Raw genomic sequence first — 15,393 nt, 5'->3', positions numbered from 1 at the left:
CGACCCCACGGGTGACCGGATGACCGACCTCCTCTTCGCGGTGCTCCTCGCGGCCCTCGCGGCGTGCTGCTTCGCCGCGGCGATCCACCTGCAGCACCGCACGGTGCGCGACGAGGGCCGCGTGCGGGTGGGCAGGCTGCTGCGCACCCCGACGTGGCTCGCGGGCACCTCGCTCGCGGTCGTGGGCGGCGGGCTGCACGTCCTCGCCCTGGCCACCGCACCGCTGGCCGTGGTGCAGCCGATCGGTGTGCTGAGCCTCGTGCTCACCACACTGGTCGGCGGCCACTCCCGACGCGCCGCGCTCGCGGTGTGCGTCGGCACCGCGGGGTTCGTGGTGCTCGCAGCGACGTCGGTTGCCCCGGCATCGTCCACTGTGGACTCCTCGCGGGTGCAGCTGGTCGTGGCGATAGCCGCTGTGGTCGCGGTGGCCGGGTTGCGGACCGGCGGGCGCGTCCGCTGCCTGGTGCTCGCCTCGGCCGCCGCGGTGCTGTTCGGCCTTGGCTCCGCACTCATCCGGGGCGCCGTGCTCAACGGGTCCCCGCTGCTGGTCGGCGAAGCGGGTGCGCTGATGCTCACGGGTGGCTGGCTGGTCCACCAGGCCTACGCAAGCGGTCCGCCCGCCGTGGTCATCGCCGCCGTCACCGTGCTCGACCCGTTCACCGCGGTCGCCGTCGGCATCGGCCTCTACGGCGAGACCGGCGGTATCGCCCTCCCGCAACTGGCCTGCGCCGCGCCGGCCATCGGGGGTGTGGTCGCGCTGACCAGGTCGACGCCGGTGGACAGTCCCTCGTGGACCCGCCCGGAACCCGCCGCGGGGCAACGGATCCTGATCGCCGCGGACACCTACCCACCCGACGTCAACGGCGCGGCGAACTTCGCGAACCGGCTGGCCGAAGGCCTCGCCGCCCGCGGCCACGAGGTCCACGTGGTCTGCCCCTCACCGACCTCCCAGGACAGCTCGACGGTCGTCGGCGGGGTGGCCGTGCACCGGATCGCCTCGACCCGCACCCCGTTCCACGCCGCGTTCCGGGTCTGCACCCCCTGGCAGGTCGGGCGCGCCCTGCCCTCGCTGCTCGCCACCGTCCGACCCGACGTCGTCCACGTGCAGGCGCACTTCGGGGTCGGCCGGACCGTGCTGCGCGCCGCCCTCGCCCACGACCTGCCGGTGGTCGCCACCAACCACTTCATGCCGGAGAACCTGCTCGACCACAGCCCACTCCCCCGCGTGCTCAACGGGATCGTGTCGGACTGGACCTGGCGCGACCTCGTCCGGGTCTACCGCCGCGCCCACGCCGTCACCGCGCCGACCCCGCGCGCCGCGGACCTGCTGCGCGACCGCGACCTGCCGACCCGTGCGATCTCCTGCGGCATCGACCTCGACCGGTTCGGCTCGGCCGGCGCCCACATGTCGACCACGACCACCGCGGTGTTCGTCGGCAGGCTCGACCCGGAGAAGAACGTCGACGAACTGCTGCGCGCCCTCGTCCTCGCCCCGGCCGTGCACGCCGAGGTCGTCGGCGACGGCGTGTGCCGCACCGACCTGGAGTCGCTGGCCCTCGACCTCGGCATAGCCCGCCGGGTCCGGTTCCACGGCTACCTGCCCGACGACGACCTCGTGGCCGTGCTGCGGCGGGGCGACGTGTTCTGCATGCCCGGCACCGCCGAGCTGCAGAGCATCGCCACGATGGAGGCCATGGCCGCCGGTCTGCCGGTGGTCGCCGCGAACGCGATGGCCCTGCCGCACCTGGTCCACCACGGCACCAACGGCCGCCTCTACCCGCCCGGCGACCCGGCCGCGCTCGCCGCCGCGCTGCGGGAGCTCGACGCCGACCCGGTCTCCCGCGTGGCCATGGGCACCGCGAGCAGGCGGATCGTCGCCCGGCACGACCTCGCCGACACCCTCGACGCCTTCGAAGACCTCTACCTGCGAGTGCAGGAGGAAGCGACCGGTCATGACCACACCACGACAGCCCCCGCCCGACCCCGCCGAGCCGACCGGGAGCGCACCGCCACCGCGGGCTGACACCCCGCCGCCCCGGCGCCGCCGGATCCGCGGTGCCGTCCGCCACCGCACCACCCAGCTGGTCGCCGTCGTGGTGCTCGGCCTCGCCATCGGCGCGGGCACGACCGCCTTGGCCGCGCACGAGGAGGGACACGACGAAGGCGGGCACAGCGTCCGGCACGACGGGGACCACGAGGAGCACCAGGGTGAGCGCTGACCACCGCACCGCCGAACGGGAAGCCACCCGGTGGTGAGCTCCCCGTCGACGGGCACGACACCCCCGGACGCCCGGTTCGGCGTCCGGTCGGTGCTCGCCCTGGTCTCCCTGGCGCTGGTCGCGGTCCCGTTCGGCCTGCTGCTGTTCTTCGTGCAGGACAACTGGCCGCCGCTGCGGGCGGTCGACCAGGGAGGCCGCGACGGCCTGCACCGGTTCGCCTTGGCGCACCACACCTTCACCGCCGTCATGAAGGCGCTGAGCACCATCGGGTCGGCACCGGTCTACTTCGCCGTCTTCGCGGTGCTCGTGGCCTGGCTGCTCCACCGGCGGCGGCGCGGGCTCGCCGCGTTCGTCGCCGTCACCGAAGCGGGCGGCGCGGTGCTCAACGAGCTCGTCAAGACCGTCGTGCACCGCGCCCGCCCGGTCGTCGCCGATCCCGTGGCACACGCCTCGGGCCTCAGCTTCCCCAGCGGCCACGCCCAGTCCGCCGTCGTGTCGTACTCGTTGCTGCTCCTGCTCTTCTGGAACAGCGCGGGCCGCCGGTGGCGCCCGGTCGCCGTCGCCGTCGCGGCCGTGGTGGTCCTGGGCATCGGCCTGTCCCGCACCGCGCTGTCCGTCCACTACGTCTCCGACGTGCTGGCCGGCTACGCCCTCGGTGCCGCCTGGGTCGTCGCGATGACCGCGACGTTCGGGGCCTGGCACCGGGAGAACCCATCCCGATTCGAGGAGGAACCATGACCGCGTCCACCGACGAGACCAGGGGCATGCGCTGTTCCGACGCCGAGCGCGAGCAGGTGGGCGCACGGCTGCACGAGGCCGCGGGCGAGGGCAGGCTGACCCTGGCCGAGGTCGAGGAACGCCTCTCCCAGGCCTACGCCGCCCGCTACCGGCACGAGCTCGACGTCCTGACCGAGGACCTGCCGCCCGCCCGCAGGCCGGTCACCGGTCGGCGCGACGCCGTGCTGCGGGTGCGCACCCACCTCCTCGCGTTCATCGCCGCCCTGCTGGGCCGCGGCGGCACGCCCCTCGCGCCGCGCGGGCGGCTGCTGGGACTGCTCGCCGTGCTGGTGGTCTCCGCGTTCGTCGGCGCCGTCGTCATGTCCGTGCTGCACGGCGTCTTCTTCGAAGGAGGTGTGGAACCGTCCGGCTTCGGCGAGCGCTGACCGGCCCGGTCAGCTGTCCGGGGTGCCGAACCAGCGGGTCGCGGCCCGCTCGAACCCGGCGCGGTCGGGGTCGCGGTCGCCCGCCCAGGCGACGATGCCGTCGGGGCGGACGAGCACGGCGCCGCGGCCGAGGTCGTCGCGCGCCGGACCCGCGGCGTACCGCGTCCGCCCTCCCCAGCGGGATGCCGGGCCCCGGAGGCGGTGGTCGGGGGTGAAGTCGAGCACCACGCCCCGACCGTCCTGGAGCAGGTCGCCCAGGCGGGTGCCGTCCCGGAGCCGGAACTCCGGGGCGTTGCGGCCGACCAGCGGGTCGTCCTCGCCGAGGTCGTAGCGGATCGACAGCCCGGACAGCCGGTCGTGCACGTAGGTGGCCCCGTCACGGGTTCCGAGCAGGTCGCGCAGCACGCCCTGGAGAGCCCCCGTGTACGGCCCCGGCTTCATGGCCGCCGCCTGGGCGCGCGCCCAGTCCAGCACCCGCGCGGCGATCGGGTGGCGCTCGGCGGTGTAGGTGTCGAGCAGCCCGTCGGGGGCGTGGCCGCGCACGGTCGCGGCGAGCTTCCAGCCGAGGTTCACCGCGTCGCCGACACCGAGGTTGAGCCCCTGGCCGCCCAACGGTGCGTGGACGTGGGCGGCGTCGCCCGCGAGCAGCACGCGCCCCTTGCGGTAGGTCGTGGCCTGCATCGCCCGGTCGGTGAACGTGGACACGGCCCTGACCTCGTCCACCGCCACGCCGGTGCCGGACACCCGGCGCAGGATGGCCTGGAGGTGCTCGGCGGTCGGCTTCCGCGACCGGTCGTAGGCGCCGCCGTCGAAGTCCTGGAAGGCGAGGTAGCCGTTGACGGGGTTCAGCAGGTACAGGCCCTCCGGCGTGAGGGTGAAACCGGGGCGCAGCCCCTCGGTGTCGGTCGTGGTGGCGTCCAGGACGTAACCGGTGAACTGCGGCTCGGTGCCCGCGAAGTCGAAGCCGAGCAGGCCGCGCACCGCGCTGCGCCCGCCGTCGCAGCCCACGAGCCAGCGCGCCGCGTACTCGTGCCCGCCCGCGTGCGCGACCACGCCCTCGTCGTCCTGCGTGACGTCGGAGACCGCGACCCCTCGCGCGATCTCCACACCCAGCTCGGCAGCCCGCTCCACCAGTACCGACTCGACCGCCTCCAGGCTGGTCACCAGGAACTCCAGCGCCGGGCCGGGCAGCCGGAACGGCAGGGCGGCGAGGTCGACGTCGGCCGGGTCGGGCGTGATCCCGGCGAAGTGGCCCGCGCCGCGCGGGGCGGGAGCCTCGTCCGCGTCGGGGACGTCCTCGGCGGCGACCCCCGTCGCCGCCGACAGCCGCGGCAGCATCCCCCGGCGGTGGAACACCTCGACCGACCCGGCCGACAGGCCCCGCATCCCCAGCGGGTGCGCCTTCGCCGAGGTGTCCGGCTCCCGGTCCCGTTCGAGCACCAGCACGGAACAGCCCGCGAGGCCCAGCTCGCAGGCCAGGAGCAGGCCGACCGGGCCCGCGCCGACGATCACCACGTCGTGCATCGGAGGACTCCTTCGTCTCAGGTCGTGCGGAACTCGGAGGTGGTCGGGCGTCACACCTGGTTGCGGCCGCCGTCGACGAACAGCTCGCCGCCGGTGACGTAGCTGCTGTCGGAGGAGGCGAGGAACAGCACGGCCGCGGCCACCTCCTCGGGTCGCCCGACCCGGTGCAGCGGGATGCCCGCGGCGCCCGCCTCCTGGAAGGCGTCGACGGCGGGGTCGTCGCTGGTCCGGATGTAGCCGGGGCTGATGGCGTTCACCCTGACGTCCCGCTCCCCCAGCTCCGCGGCGAGCGTGCGGGCGAACGAGCGGATCCCCGCCTTGGCCGCCGAGTAGACGCCGAGGCCGGGCAGTCCGGCGGTGCCGCCCGCGGACGACATCAGGACGACCGAGGCCTTCGGGTTCAGCAGGGGCGCGAGGGTCTGGACGGTGAAGTAGACCCCTCGCATGTTGCTCGCCAGCGTCTCGTCGAAGTCCTCGCGGGTGACCCCGCCGAGCGGCGCGAACCGACCCCCGCCCGCGTTGGCGAACACCACGTCCAGGCCTCGGCCGTACTCCTGGACCGCGAGCCGCAGGCGGTCCAGGTCCTCCTCCGCGGTGACGTCGCCGCGCACGCCGACGACGGCGGGCCCCAGCTCGTTCTCCGCCGCGGCCAGCGGTTCGGCGCGCCGACCGAAGAGGAACACCCGCGCTCCCTCGGCGACGAACCGGCGTGCGGTGGCCAGGCCGATCCCGGTCGCCCCGCCGGTGATGACCGCGACCTTGCCCTCCAGCTGCCCCATGGTTCAGGCCTCCGGAGCCGGGCGGTGGCGGTTGGGGGACGTGCCGCCCACCGCGGCGGAGCGGTCGGAGGGCGGCGGGCCGATGTCGAACGGGGAGAAGGCGTCGGTTGCGGTCATGATCGCAACAATTCGCCACCCCCTGGATCTTGCCAACGCGCCGATAAGGTCCTTACTTTTTGTAAGTGACCAATCCACCCGAGGTCGGGGTCCGCAAGATCGACGTCGACGCCTGCGAGCACGCGGGCAACGCCATCACGTTCCTCAACACCCGCTGGACGTCGGCCGTCCTGCTCGCCGCGGCGTTCGGCGCGGTCCGGTTCGGCACGTACCGCCGCATGGTGGAGGGCATCTCGGACCGCATGCTGTCCTTGCGGCTCAAGGAACTCCAGTCGCGCGGGCTGATCCGCCGCGAGGTGGTGCCGACCATGCCCGTGCAGGTGCTCTACCGCATCAGCGAACACGGCCGGTCGCTCATCGACGCGATGGACCCGGTGGCCCGGTGGGTGCACGCGCGGCGCTGAAGACCACCCTGCGGCTTGCCGTCCCGCCGAACTCACCGTCCACAATGGAGCGGAACGGGCCGGCGGGGCCGGAGAGCCGGCCTCACTACGATGGCGCGATGGACCACGACGACGGCACGGACCTCGTGGGCTGCGCGCCCTGCGACATGACCCGCGGCCGGGTACCGCTGCCCGGCGGGCGGATCCACGGCACGCCGCGGTGGCTGGTGGTGCACGTGCTCGGCGCGTTCGGCCTCGGCGCACTGGCCGTGGTGCCGCGGCGGCACGTCGTCCACGTCGCCGCCCTCACCGGGCAGGAGGCCGCGGAGCTGGGCGGTCTGCTCAGGGACGTCGCCGCGGTCGTCACGGCGTTGACCGACCCGGTGCAGGTCTACACCTGCCAGTGGTCGCACACCGGCGGAGAGGCCGCCCACGTCCACTTCGTCCTCCAGCCGGTCCGGCGGTCGGACATGGAGCGCCACCCCGGCAGGTTGGGGCCCGCACTCCAGTCGGCGATGTTCGACGACGGCGACAGGCCGGACCCGGCCGCCGTGGAGTCCTTCGCCGAGCAGGCACGTGCGGAGTTCGCCCGGCAGGCGGCGGGTCGACCCACCGGCGTGGAGGACTCCTCCTGACCTGACGGCGCGCACGGGCACGGCGGCGTGGTGCACACGGTGGGCGGACCGCGGGGCCCGTGGCGCGGGCCCCGCGGTGTGCTCAGCCGATGCCGCCGTTGGCGAACAGCACCTGGCCGTTGACCCAGCGGGCCGAGGGGCCCGCGAGGAACGACACGACGTCGGCGACGTCCTCGGGGCGGCCGAGGCGTTCCAGCGGTGCGGCCTTCGACAGCCGCTCCACCTCCTCGTCGGACTTGCCGTCGAGGAACAGCGGGGTCGCGGTCGGGCCGGGGGCGACGGCGTTGACGGTGATGCCGCGGCCGCGCAGCTCGCGCGCCAGGATCAGCGTCAGCCCCTCGACGGCCGCCTTCGACGCGACGTACGGACCGTAGGTCGGCATCTGCAGGCGGGTCACCGACGTGGAGAAGTTGACCAGCGCCCCGCCTTCGCGCAGCCGTCGCGCGGCGAGCTGCGACACCACGAAGGTGCCGCGGATGTTGACCCGGTGCATGCGGTCCAGTGCGGCGAGGTCGAAGTGCTCGATCGGGTCGAGGACCATGACACCCGCGGTGTTGACCACGACGTCGACACCGCCGAACGTGCTCTCGACCTCGTCGAACAACCCGCCCATGGCCTCCTCGTCGGCGACGTCGCCGCCCACCGCGACCGCCTGGACCCCGCGTTCGACGGCGGCGTCCACCGCCTCCGCGGCCCTGGCGCGGTTGCCGGAGTAGTGCACGGCGACGTTGAAGCCGTCGGCAGCGAGCCGGTCGACGACCGCGCGGCCGATACCCCCGGAGCCACCCGTGACGATCGCGACCCTGGCGCTCACGCGTCCGCCCCCTTCGCCGTGACCGGGACGAGCAGCTCCGGCATGCCGATGCGGTCGTAGAACTCGCGCCGCACGGTCTCGCCGACCTCGTAGACGCGCTCGGCGCCGTCGTCGGCCGGGTCGATGTAGACCCGGAACGGCCGTTGCCCTGCGGGCAGGTCCACCACACGGGTGATCTCGCGGGCGACCTCGGCCGGGTCCGCGTCGGCCGGGGACAGGCCCGCGAGCCGCTTCAGCACGGTGTCGATCGTGTCGCCGAACCGCTCGGCGTACTCGGCCGCGACGTCGTCGCGGTCGGGCGAGCCCGCGTGGGCGAAGTGGTTGGTGCCGGTGGTGAACGAGCCCGGCACCACGATCACCGAGTCGATCCCGAAGCGGCCCAGCTCGACCGCGCAGCTCACGGCCAGCGCGTCCTCGGCGGCCTTGGCGGCGAAGTACGGGCCGAGGTACGGCGGGGTGCCGCCGCGGGCGCTCGACGACCCCACCCACACCACCAACCCCTCGCCGCGCCCGCGCAGGTGCGGCAGCACGGCCTGGTTGAGGCGCTGCGTGCTGAGCACGTTCACGTCGTACACGGCGGCGACCTGCTCGACGGTGAAGGCCTCGACCGGGCCGAGCACCATGTGGCCGGCGTTGTGCACGACCACGTCGACGCGCCCGCTCTCCTCGACGATCGCGGCGACGGCGCGGTCCACCGAGGACTGCTCCGCCACGTCCATCTCGAGTGGACGCAGGTCGACGCCGTGGTCCGCGGCGTACTCGCGCGCGTCGGCGACCGCGGGCGCGTTCCTGCCCTCGGTGGCGCGCATCCCCGCGTAGACGCGGTGCCCCGCGTCGGCGAGGGCGCGCGCCGTCATGGCTCCGAAGCCGCTGGAGGCTCCGGAGACGACGACAACCTTGTTCATGCGTTCTCCCGTCGGTCTGCGGTCCAGGAGATCGAGTCTCGGCTCGCGGACGCGGACGGGGTGTCGTCTGGTTGCGCCGTTCTGCGGTGTGGTGGCCGTTCTCGGCCTGCGGGCGGCGTCAGGTGTCCAGGACGCGGAACCTCGACGGGGTCACGCCGTGCTCGCGGCGGAACACGCTGGTGAAGTGGGTGGGGTTGCGGTACCCGCACCGGTCGGCGACGACCTGCACCGCGAGGGTGTCGTCGCGCAGCAGCTCGCGGGCGCGGCGCATCCGCAGCGACGTGAGGTAGCGCATGGGTGTCGTCCGGGTCGACGCGGTGAACTGGCGCAGGAAGTGGTGCCTGCTCAGGTGCGCGACCGCCGCGAGGTCGGCGAGGGTGATCTGCTCGGCGATCCGCTCGTGCATGGCGTCGACGACCGCGCTCAGCGCCCGCACGCCCAGACCACCGCCGTTGCCGCCGTCGTCGTGGACGTCGGCGAGCAGCAGGTAGCTCGTGATCGACTGGGCGAGCGTCCCGGCGTGCAGGGCGGGCAGCCCCTGCCGGGCGGCGCGGCCCAGCTCCAGCACGGTCTCGCGCACGAACGGGTCGTCCCGTCCCAGGTAGTCGGGGTCGGCTCGGCGCACGTGGCGGGGCAGCGCGTCGCGGGTCGCCGCGAGCGAGGCCGCCGGGAGGACCAGGTGCACCGAGCGGAACTGCTCCCCGAGGCCGGACCGCCACCGCGCCCGCACCTCCTGCCGCGGGGCGTTGACCGCGGAGGTACCGGGTGAGACGAGCGCGTGGCGGCGGCCGGACCCGGCACCGCTCTCCACGACGTAGCTGCCCGCCGTGACGAGCAGGACGGTGAGCGAGTCCACCGGGGGCAGCACGAAGTCCGCGACCGGCGGGTCGGCGAGCTCGCGCACCCGCACCCCGTCCCACCCGAGCCCGGCGCTGTCGACCAGCACCCGCGACGGCAGGCCCGCGGCGATCGGCACGGTCTGTTCGGTACTGCTCATGGGCGGCGACGTCCTCCCCGGTCGACTGCCGACCAGGCTAGTTCGCGCGACCGCCCATCGCCCCGGACGCGGCCCCCACCTGCGGTGACGTCCGTCCTGGTGGCACGGTCCCCGCTGCCGCACCGTCCAGGTCGGACGGTCGCGCCGCACCGGCCGGGCGCGGCTAGCCCGCGTGCTGGTAGGTCGGGTAGGTGAGGTAGCCCTGGTCGGCGCCGGTGTACCAGGTGGCCTGGTCGTGCGGGGCGATCGGCAGGCCCTGGCGCAGCCGTTCGACCAGGTCGGGGTTGGCGATGTAGGCGCGGCCGAAGCTGATCAGGTCCGCGCCCAGCGCGAGCCAGTGGTCGGCGGCGGCGTGGTCGGTCTGGTCCGGCGAGGCCGGGTGCACGGGGTTGACGATCAGCGTGCCCGGCCACACCTTGCGCAGGCCGAGCAGCACGTCCTCGTCGGTGGTGGCCTCCAGGTGCACGTAGGCCAGGTCGAACTCCGCGAGCGCGGTCAGCAGCGCCCCGTAGAGCTCGGGGACCTCGGTCTCCTCCGCGCCCCAGATGCCCGAGCCCGGCGAGAGCCGGATGCCCGTGCGCCGCGCGCCCACGGCCTCCACGGTCGCCTCCACCGCCTCCACGGCGAACCGGATCCGGTTCGCGATCGACCCGCCGTAGACGTCGGTGCGCAGGTTCGCGCTGCTGGAGAGGAACTGGGTGATCAGGTAGCCGTTCGCCCCGTGCAGCTCGACCCCGTCGAAGCCCGCCTCGACGGCCCGGCGCGCGGCGTCGCCGTAGGACCGGGCGTGCTCGGGGACCTCGGAGGTCGCCAGCGCGCGGGGCACCGGCGCGGGCGCGAGACCGGTCGGCGTGAACACCGACCCGGTCGCGGGGACCTCCGAGGGCCCGACCGGCCGGAACCCGGTCGTGTCCGGGTGCGACACCCGGCCGCCGTGCATGATCTGGGCGAACAGGCGTCCGCCGTTGACGTGCACGGCGTCGGTGACCTGCCGCCACGACTCGGTCTGCTCGTCGGTGTGCAGACCGGGAGTACCGGGGTTGGACTGCCCGACCAGGCTGGGCTGCACCCCTTCCGTGACGATCAGCCCGGCGGTGGCGCGCTGGGCGTAGTAGGCCGCCATGGACGGGGTGGCCAGACCACCCGCGGCCGCGCGGACCCTCGTCATCGGGGCCATCACGACCCGGTTGGGCAGCACCAGGTCACCGAGCGGGAGGCGGTCGAAAAGGCTGGCCATGACTGTCGTCCTTAGCTGTCGGGGTGGTTCTGCGGACCACCGCCAAGCTAGGACCTGACATCAATGTCAGGGTCAAGCCGGTGCGAAGTGGATCACACTCGCGGGTCGGGGAGCCCTCGGCGAGGACGTCCGCCGTGAGCGCACTTGACCGCCTCTCGGCGACGAACCGGGAGCACCCCCACCCGACGAGCCGCGGTCAGGTGCCGTCGATCCGGCGGGGCAGGACCGAGATGACCGCGGAGAAGTCCTTGTGCCCCAGGCCCGCCGGGCCGAGGCGGGCGTAGAGGTGGCGGGCGGCGGAGGTCAGGGGCAGGTCGAGGCCCGCGTCCACGGCGGCGCTCAGGGCCAGCTCGAGGTCCTTGCGCATGAGGTCGCTCCGGAAGCCCGGCTCGAAGTCGTGGTCGGCGGGACCGGCGGCCAGCACCCCCGGCACCGGCGGGCGGGTCCGCAGGGGCCAGCTGTCGCCGGAGCTGGACGTGGTCACCTCGTGGAGCAGCCGCAGGTCGACGCCGAGGGCCTGGGAGAGGCGGAAGCCCTCCGCCACGGCGACCATCGAGATCCCCGCCATGACCTGGTTCGCCAGCTTGACGGTGGTGCCCATGCCGGTCGCCCCGCAGTGGACGATCTTGCCGCCGAGCAGGGACAGCAGCCGCCTGCTGCGGTCCAGCACCTCGGCGCTGCCACCGACCATGATGGTGAGCGAGCCGTCGACGGCTCCGGCGCTGGAGCCGCTGACCGGTGCGTCCAGCATCCTCACCCCCTCGCGCTCCGCCTCGAAGGCGACGGCCCGGCTCGTGGCCGGGTCGACCGTGCTCATGTCGATGAGGACGCTTCCGGGTGGTGCGCCGGACAAGGCGCCCGTCGGACCGGTGGTGGCCTCCAGGACGCGGCGGCCGTCGGGCAGCATGGTGATCACGAAGTCGGCGCGCCGGGCCGCGTCGGCCGGGGAGGCCGCCGCTCGGGCCCCGGCGTCCAGCAGCGGCCGCATCGCGGCGGGCGCGGTGTCGAACACTGCGAGGTCGCAGCCTCCCGCCAGCAGCCGTCGGGCCATCGGCCGCCCCATGGTGCCCAGGCCGATGAAGGCGACCCGTGGTCCGCCTCCCGCACCAGTGGTGTCCATTGTGGTCGTTCCTCCTGAGGTGGTGGTCGGGTGTGCTAGTGCGGCTCGTGCCCGTCCAACCAGACGATCTTCCCGTAGGTGACCGCGAGGTGGGTCATCCCCGGACCTTCCGGGGTCGCGCCGTGCCAGTGCTCCTCGTCGGGCGGGCACGCCACCGCGTCACCCGCGCGGACGAGGACCGGTGCCTCGCCGCGCGCCTGGACGTAGCCCTCCCCGTCGGTCACGAACAGCAGCTGGCCGCCGGTGTGCGAGTGCCAGTTGTTGCGGGCTCCCGGTTCGAAGCGGACGAGCAGCACGCTCGCGTCGTCGGGCGTGGCGCCGGCGTGCAGCTCCTCCAGCGCCGTTTCGCCGGTGAAGTGCGCGTGGTACTGCTCGGGCAGCGGCGGGATGTCCCGCATCTCGGTGGAGCTGATGAACTTCATGGTGGTACCTCCTGTTTCGGTGTGGGTCAGGTGTTCCTGGTGCAGAGCGCGGCCAGCGTCGCGGCGGTCGGCGACCGGAGGAACTCGTCCAGCCAGAGCTCGTAGCCGTACTCCCGGCGCAGCCGCGACAGCATGCGCACGGCCAGCAGCGAGGTGCCGCCGGCCTCGAAGAAGTCCGCGGCGCCCGCGGGCGGGGTTCCGACGGTGCGCTGCCACGCCTCCACGACGCCCGGCACCGACTCGGGCGCGACCAGACCGGCGGCGCTCTCCGGTGGTGGTCCCGGACGCACCTCCAGGTCGACGTCGTCGGCGCCCGGCAAGCCGTGCAGGGCCAGGCGCAGTCGTTGCCGCGCGGTCAGGGGCGGGATCGGTTCCGGCGACAGCGGTCCCGTCCGGACGGTCGTCCGCCGGGACGCGTCCGGCCGGGTGGCGTGCAGGGTGGTGAAGCCGGTGCCCTCCAGCGCCGCCACCTCGGTCACCTCGCAGGTGAACCCGGCGTCCTCCAGCAGTGACAGGAGAACCCGCCGGTCCTCGGGGGTGTGCGCCTCCATGACGACGTTGCCGATCCGCGCCCAGTCCTGCGGGCGCAGGCCGCGCAGGATGTCCGGTTCGGCGCCCTCCGCGTCCAGCTTGAGCAGGTCGACCCGACCGATGTCCAGCTGGTCGAGCACGTCGGGCAGTCGGCGCACCTCGACCGGCACGTCGACCGCGCTCCCGACCCGGTCCGCGGCGACCCGGTCGACGATCTCCGCGCTGCTGTCGTCGTCCACCGCGCCGCCGACCGCGGCCCGGATCGCCGACCGGTCCGCGTCCGGGTCCGCGTGCAGACCGGAGAACACCGAGGCGGTCGGGTAGACGGTCATGGTGGTGCGCCCCGACTCGGCGCCGAGCGCCCACGGCAGGCACACCACCGGGAGCGCGAGGTCCTCGACGTTGGCGACCAGCGCGGCGTACGCGTCCGGCGCCGGTTCGAAGGCCACCACCCGGCACCGCGGCAGCGTGCGGGCCACGGCCAGGGAGAACATCCCGATGTTCGCGCCGACGTCGAGCACCACGGCGTCCGGCGGCAGGTCCAGGACGTCGAGGCGGTAGGCCTGGTCCACCAGCACCTCCTGGTGCAGGTAGGTGGTCTCGTACCGGTTCAGCTCGGTGAGGACGGTGCCGTCGGGCAGCTCGCGCTTCGCCAACCCGCTCGGTGTGGGGGCCACCCACACCACCGCGCGCAACCGGCCGGAGGACTCGACCCGCACGTCGACGTGCTCCACGCCGTTGTTGAGCGCGAGGAACCGGCGCACCCGCGCCGCCCGGTCGGCGGACGCCAGGTGCTGCCGCCGCACGGCGGCGACCAGCGCGGCGGGGCTCGTCTCGTTCCACTCGGTCATCCGCGTGGTCCTTCCGCTCGCGCCGGGTCCGTCCGGGCGATGGTCATGAGGAGTCCACCGTCCGCCTGGACGCTGACGTCGGTGGACCGCTGGGTGAGGAAGTCGACGGCGAGCGCGTTGCGCCCGGTGGGGTGGACCGAGACGCGCGTCCCCAGGAGCCCCGCGCTCTCCCCCGCCCGGACCACGGTGGCCAGCAACGCCTCCGCGACTCCCCGGTTCAGCGCCCGGCAGCTCATCATCAGCGCGTCGACGTGCCAGTGGCCGCCGCTCTCGGCGGCCACCGCCGCACCCACGACCCCGTAGTCGCCGAACCGGTCCCGCAGCGAGACGACCCAGCCCGCCGCGCCCTCGCGCAGCGCCGCCGCCACCCGCGCGGGTGTCATGGTGGCGCAGGTGAACTGGTTGGTCCGGGCGGCCAGCTGCTCGACGCGCCGCCAGTGCTCCCGGCGCACCGGGACCACCTCGATGTCGGTGCCCAGCCGGGCGTTGAGCTCCTCGGGACTGCTGATGGTGCCGACCTCCCGCGCCCGCAGCACCTCCCCGCGGTAGCTCTGGTTGCGCAGCCGGTCCTCCCGCGTGACGAAGAACCGGTCGAAGTGCGGGCTGCGCTTCAGGCGCACGAGCGGGTCGGCGTCCACCGGCAGCCGCACCACTCCGATCGACGGCAGCGCCTCGGCCGTCTGCGCGCAGGTCAGCGGGTCGTCGTCGACGAGCACGAAGCTGTCCACGCCGACGCCGAGCTCGGCGGCCAAGGAGTTGAGGTTGCGCCACTTCGGTTCCCAGTCGACCCGCCTGCCGACGAAGTGCTCCGGGGTGAGCAGGAGGTCGTCGGCCCGTTCGGCGAACACGCGGTCGACGCTCGCCGGGTCGTTGCGGCTGCAGACCACCAGCATGAACCCGGCGTCGTGCCGTTCGCGCAGGAACCGCTGCACACCCCGGTACCGGTCGTCGATCGTCAGCTCGGCCGGGTCGAGGTCACCGCAGGCGCCACCCCACAGCGTGTAGTCGCAGTCGACGGCGATCACCTTGCGCGGCCTGCCCCGCAAGGAGGCCACGACCCGCGTCAGTCCTATCGCGACGGCCGCGAACGCCTCGTCGGTGAACGGCACGTCGGCGAGCGCCGCGGCGTGGGAGTCCGCGGGGTCGTCGATCCCGTAGGCGAGGAACCAGTCCTCGGCCCTGACGACCGCGACCCCCTCCACTCCCGTGAGCAGGTCGACGAGCTCGGTGCCGAGACCCGCGGTCCGGCGCCCCGGCGGGTCCGGGAGCACGCAGACCACCAGGTGTCCGCGGTGGCGCCCGGCGAAGTCGGCGACGGCGGAGGCCATGTACCGCAAGGACTCCCGGAAGTCGTCGGGTGGGGATCCCTCAGGAGCCCAGTCGCCGGGACGGGTCAGGCAGACGTCCAGGCCGGTCGTGTTGCGGGCGAACGCGCTCGCGGGGTTGAGCAGCTGTTCGACCACCTGGCCGTAGGGCGCGGACGTGACCGTCGCGTCGAAGCCGCGCTTCTTGTTCAGGTGCTCCAGTAGCGGGACCACGGGCGTGCTCGTGAAGGTGGAGGCGACCACGATGTCGAGTCCGTCCGGGGCTTCCTGTGCCGAAGTCCCGATCACAACGCCTTCCTTTCTCGTGGTGGGTCGTCCGCGGTGGCGCCTTCGCGGCGGGTGAAGGCCTCTTGTGCCGCCGCGCGGGCGGC

Annotated in this window: 16 protein-coding genes; 6 read left to right on the top strand and 10 right to left on the bottom strand. The window is 74.0% G+C overall.

The window, feature by feature from the left end; genetic code table 11:
• Window positions 1-19: 19 nt before the first annotated feature.
• Genes CLV43_RS23530 through CLV43_RS23515 form a run of 4 tightly spaced genes read left to right on the top strand, consistent with a single transcriptional unit; the run spans window position 20 to window position 3,382 of the window.
• The gene (locus tag CLV43_RS23530; protein ID WP_106189451.1) at window positions 20-2,023 is read left to right on the top strand and encodes a glycosyltransferase; all 2,004 of its coding nucleotides are present in this window, start codon (window positions 20-22) and stop codon (window positions 2,021-2,023) included.
• On the top strand, window positions 1,953-2,219 hold the full coding sequence (locus tag CLV43_RS23525) for a hypothetical protein (RefSeq protein ID WP_106189450.1): 267 nt from the start codon (window positions 1,953-1,955) through the stop codon (window positions 2,217-2,219). The genes CLV43_RS23530 and CLV43_RS23525 overlap by 71 nt, the downstream gene beginning before the upstream one ends.
• Before the next feature lie 33 nt (window positions 2,220-2,252).
• Window positions 2,253-2,957 carry a phosphatase PAP2 family protein gene (locus CLV43_RS23520; protein WP_146174883.1) on the top strand — a complete coding sequence of 235 codons (705 nt, stop codon included), beginning with the start codon at window positions 2,253-2,255 and terminating at the stop codon, window positions 2,955-2,957.
• Window positions 2,954-3,382, top strand: a complete 429-nt coding sequence (locus tag CLV43_RS23515; protein WP_106189448.1) for a DUF1707 SHOCT-like domain-containing protein — start codon at window positions 2,954-2,956, stop codon at window positions 3,380-3,382. The genes CLV43_RS23520 and CLV43_RS23515 overlap by 4 nt, the downstream gene beginning before the upstream one ends.
• Window positions 3,383-3,391: 9 nt before the next feature.
• Here the strand turns inward: CLV43_RS23515 and CLV43_RS23510 are convergent, their stop codons facing one another.
• Window positions 3,392-4,906 (bottom strand): FAD-dependent monooxygenase, encoded by a 1,515-nt coding sequence (locus CLV43_RS23510; protein WP_106189447.1) that lies wholly within the window; start codon window positions 4,904-4,906, stop codon window positions 3,392-3,394.
• Between the two features lie 50 nt (window positions 4,907-4,956).
• Window positions 4,957-5,685 (bottom strand): SDR family NAD(P)-dependent oxidoreductase, encoded by a 729-nt coding sequence (locus tag CLV43_RS23505; protein WP_106189446.1) that lies wholly within the window; start codon window positions 5,683-5,685, stop codon window positions 4,957-4,959.
• Between the two features lie 182 nt (window positions 5,686-5,867).
• Between CLV43_RS23505 and CLV43_RS23500 the strand changes: the two genes are divergently transcribed.
• Together CLV43_RS23500 and CLV43_RS23495 are read left to right on the top strand one after the other, a co-directional pair.
• Window positions 5,868-6,206 carry a winged helix-turn-helix transcriptional regulator gene (locus CLV43_RS23500; protein ID WP_211304510.1) on the top strand — a complete coding sequence of 113 codons (339 nt, stop codon included), beginning with the start codon at window positions 5,868-5,870 and terminating at the stop codon, window positions 6,204-6,206.
• Between the two features lie 98 nt (window positions 6,207-6,304).
• Entirely contained in the window at window positions 6,305-6,820 is a 516-nt protein-coding gene (locus CLV43_RS23495) for a hypothetical protein (protein WP_211304509.1), read from the top strand.
• 82 nt (window positions 6,821-6,902) lie between these two features.
• Here CLV43_RS23495 and CLV43_RS23490 read toward each other — a convergent pair whose 3' ends face one another.
• The 8 genes from CLV43_RS23490 to CLV43_RS23455 all read right to left on the bottom strand — a co-directional run bounded on the left by CLV43_RS23490 (window position 6,903) and on the right by CLV43_RS23455 (window position 15,310).
• A complete protein-coding gene (locus tag CLV43_RS23490) occupies window positions 6,903-7,634 on the bottom strand; it encodes an SDR family oxidoreductase (RefSeq protein ID WP_106189445.1) in 732 nt (243 codons plus the stop codon).
• Entirely contained in the window at window positions 7,631-8,539 is a 909-nt protein-coding gene (locus CLV43_RS23485; protein ID WP_106189444.1) for an SDR family oxidoreductase, read from the bottom strand. Before CLV43_RS23485 ends, CLV43_RS23490 begins: the two co-directional genes overlap by 4 nt.
• A 118-nt stretch (window positions 8,540-8,657) precedes the next feature.
• Window positions 8,658-9,536: a helix-turn-helix transcriptional regulator gene (locus CLV43_RS23480; RefSeq protein ID WP_106189443.1), complete on the bottom strand. Its 879-nt coding sequence runs from the start codon at window positions 9,534-9,536 to the stop codon at window positions 8,658-8,660.
• A 163-nt stretch (window positions 9,537-9,699) separates the two neighbouring features.
• Complete coding sequence (locus CLV43_RS23475) at window positions 9,700-10,773, bottom strand: alkene reductase (protein WP_106189442.1); 1,074 nt, start codon at window positions 10,771-10,773, stop codon at window positions 9,700-9,702.
• A 196-nt stretch (window positions 10,774-10,969) separates the two neighbouring features.
• On the bottom strand, window positions 10,970-11,893 hold the full coding sequence (gene mmsB / locus CLV43_RS23470; protein ID WP_106189441.1) for a 3-hydroxyisobutyrate dehydrogenase: 924 nt from the start codon (window positions 11,891-11,893) through the stop codon (window positions 10,970-10,972).
• 35 nt (window positions 11,894-11,928) lie between these two features.
• Window positions 11,929-12,315: a cupin domain-containing protein gene (locus CLV43_RS23465; RefSeq protein WP_106189440.1), complete on the bottom strand. Its 387-nt coding sequence runs from the start codon at window positions 12,313-12,315 to the stop codon at window positions 11,929-11,931.
• A gap of 26 nt (window positions 12,316-12,341) precedes the next feature.
• Window positions 12,342-13,697, bottom strand: coding sequence for an FkbM family methyltransferase (locus CLV43_RS23460; RefSeq protein WP_106189439.1), 1,356 nt, complete (start codon window positions 13,695-13,697; stop codon window positions 12,342-12,344).
• Window positions 13,694-15,310: an HAD-IIIC family phosphatase gene (locus CLV43_RS23455; RefSeq protein ID WP_106189438.1), complete on the bottom strand. Its 1,617-nt coding sequence runs from the start codon at window positions 15,308-15,310 to the stop codon at window positions 13,694-13,696. Before CLV43_RS23455 ends, CLV43_RS23460 begins: the two co-directional genes overlap by 4 nt.
• Window positions 15,311-15,393: the final 83 nt, after the last annotated feature.

Source organism: Umezawaea tangerina, assembly GCF_003002815.1.
Taxonomy (GTDB): domain Bacteria; phylum Actinomycetota; class Actinomycetes; order Mycobacteriales; family Pseudonocardiaceae; genus Umezawaea; species Umezawaea tangerina.
Note: the sequence above shows the minus strand (reverse complement) of the source record. Positions and strands in the feature narration are given on the sequence as shown.

Coding starts and splice junctions, on each gene's coding strand:
- CLV43_RS23480 (WP_106189443.1), bottom strand. CDS start 9,536: ATGAGCAGTACCGAACAGACCGTGCCGATCGCCGCGGGCCTGCCGTCG.
- CLV43_RS23515 (WP_106189448.1), top strand. CDS start 2,954: ATGACCGCGTCCACCGACGAGACCAGGGGCATGCGCTGTTCCGACGCC.
- CLV43_RS23465 (WP_106189440.1), bottom strand. CDS start 12,315: ATGAAGTTCATCAGCTCCACCGAGATGCGGGACATCCCGCCGCTGCCC.
- CLV43_RS23460 (WP_106189439.1), bottom strand. CDS start 13,697: ATGACCGAGTGGAACGAGACGAGCCCCGCCGCGCTGGTCGCCGCCGTG.
- CLV43_RS23525 (WP_106189450.1), top strand. CDS start 1,953: ATGACCACACCACGACAGCCCCCGCCCGACCCCGCCGAGCCGACCGGG.
- CLV43_RS23510 (WP_106189447.1), bottom strand. CDS start 4,906: ATGCACGACGTGGTGATCGTCGGCGCGGGCCCGGTCGGCCTGCTCCTG.
- CLV43_RS23495 (WP_211304509.1), top strand. CDS start 6,305: ATGGACCACGACGACGGCACGGACCTCGTGGGCTGCGCGCCCTGCGAC.
- CLV43_RS23505 (WP_106189446.1), bottom strand. CDS start 5,685: ATGGGGCAGCTGGAGGGCAAGGTCGCGGTCATCACCGGCGGGGCGACC.
- CLV43_RS23530 (WP_106189451.1), top strand. CDS start 20: ATGACCGACCTCCTCTTCGCGGTGCTCCTCGCGGCCCTCGCGGCGTGC.
- CLV43_RS23475 (WP_106189442.1), bottom strand. CDS start 10,773: ATGGCCAGCCTTTTCGACCGCCTCCCGCTCGGTGACCTGGTGCTGCCC.
- CLV43_RS23485 (WP_106189444.1), bottom strand. CDS start 8,539: ATGAACAAGGTTGTCGTCGTCTCCGGAGCCTCCAGCGGCTTCGGAGCC.
- mmsB (WP_106189441.1), bottom strand. CDS start 11,893: ATGGACACCACTGGTGCGGGAGGCGGACCACGGGTCGCCTTCATCGGC.